This window comes from Shigella sp. FC1661, from assembly GCF_001712525.1.
Lineage (GTDB): Bacteria > Pseudomonadota > Gammaproteobacteria > Enterobacterales > Enterobacteriaceae > Escherichia > Escherichia coli.
This window is the reverse complement of the sequence record NZ_MDGW01000326.1, coordinates 1-1,468: the sequence shown is the minus strand read 5'-3', so window position 1 is coordinate 1,468 and position 1,468 is coordinate 1. Positions and strand designations below refer to the sequence as shown.

The 1,468-nt window shown below is 45.4% G+C and carries 1 protein-coding gene and 3 pseudogenes; all 4 read right to left on the bottom strand.

The window, feature by feature from the left end:
- Positions 1–159 (bottom strand): IS1 family transposase (locus BFF42_RS16995; protein ID WP_032277379.1); only part of this gene is annotated, 159 nt, incomplete at its 3' end.
- A gap of 46 nt (positions 160–205) precedes the next feature.
- A pseudogene (locus BFF42_RS16990) lies at positions 206–963 on the bottom strand (FimD/PapC N-terminal domain-containing protein); the annotation flags it as partial.
- Between the two features lie 34 nt (positions 964–997).
- A pseudogene (locus BFF42_RS16985) lies at positions 998–1,081 on the bottom strand (fimbrial chaperone); the annotation flags it as partial.
- A gap of 14 nt (positions 1,082–1,095) precedes the next feature.
- Positions 1,096–1,468 (bottom strand): annotated as a pseudogene (locus BFF42_RS16980) (IS1-like element IS1X2 family transposase); the annotation flags it as partial.

Below are 1,468 nucleotides of genomic sequence, written 5' to 3'. Positions count from 1 at the left end.
GTGCGTACCGGGCTGAGAGGCGGTGTAAGTGAACTGTAGTTGCCATGTTTTACGGCAATGAGAGCAGAGATAGCGCTGATGTCCGGCAGTGCTTTTGCCGTTACGCACCACGCCTTCAGTAGCGGAGCAGGAAGGACATCTGATGGAAATGGAAGCCACGCAAGCACCTTAAAATCACCATCATACACTAAATCAGTAAGTTGGCAGCATTACCAAGAATGAGTTGAGAACGCAGCGAGGCGATATCACGCTGTATATACCGATTCTTAAAATCATAATTACTGCCAGAATCGGTCATCCAGTTGTAGTTGCCTGAGGCACGCAGTCGCCATGCACCTAAATTCATCCCACCGTTAAAAGCAGCATAAATGCTGTCATTTCTTCGACCAGGAGTTTCACTATGATATCCGTTGAGGTTGTATGACAACATGGCCGCATTAATGCCATTTTCCCATAACGCTGGATCAACATAGTTTTGGTAATTTTTCATTACCCATGCCTGAGGAACGTCTATATCCAGACGTTGCTCGTTAACGTCATAACGAACAGAAGTCTGAGGGATAATTTCCGTCAAATTAAGGCAATTGCCGAGTGTTTCATCCCTGGCAAGCAGAACGGCTTTTTTGTTATTTATATCGGGAGAATTTATATGAAACTGCAATAAATTCTTAAGTGTGATACAGGCTTGTGCGTTTTTTTTCCTTCAATTTCAATAAATGTAATGCTTTGGTTAATAATAGGTTGATCGTTGACATAAACACTGACGTCGTACATACCCGGTATAGCAGGGTTACCTTCACTATACCGGCTGAGATCAATATTTGAGGCATTCTGCCCCATCAGGAAGGTATGGTCATATTCAACAAGTTCAGCACAGAAAGCACTATTGCAATACAGCAGCGCGCAAAACGTAGCGATACGGGTCAGATGATTATGATAATTTTTAGTTGGTTTTATAGTCACGTTATGCTTCCTGCGGAATTATATCCTTGCCTGATTACAGACTGGCATTACCTTCAATGGCGCCACCAAAATCATTAATGGCGTAAAAATGTACTTTTGCAGAACTTGCTTTGCCATGGTAATGACTCCAACTTACTGATAGTGTTTTATGTTCAGATAATGCCCGATGACCTTGTCATGCAGCTCCACCGATTTTGAGAACGACAGTGACTTCCGTCCCAGCCTTGCCAGATGTTGTCTCAGATTCAGATTATGTCGCTCAATGCGCTGAGTGTAACGCTTGCTGATAACGTGCAGCTTTCCCTTCAGGCGTGATTCATACAGCGGCCAGCCATCCGTCATCCATACCACGACCTCAAAGGCCGACAGCAGGCTCAGAAGACGCTCCAGTGTGGCCAGAGTGCGTTCACCGAAGACGTGCGCCACAACCCTCCTCCGTATCCTGTCATACGCGTAAAACAGCCAGCGCTGACGTGATTTAGCACCGACGTAGCCCCACTGTTCG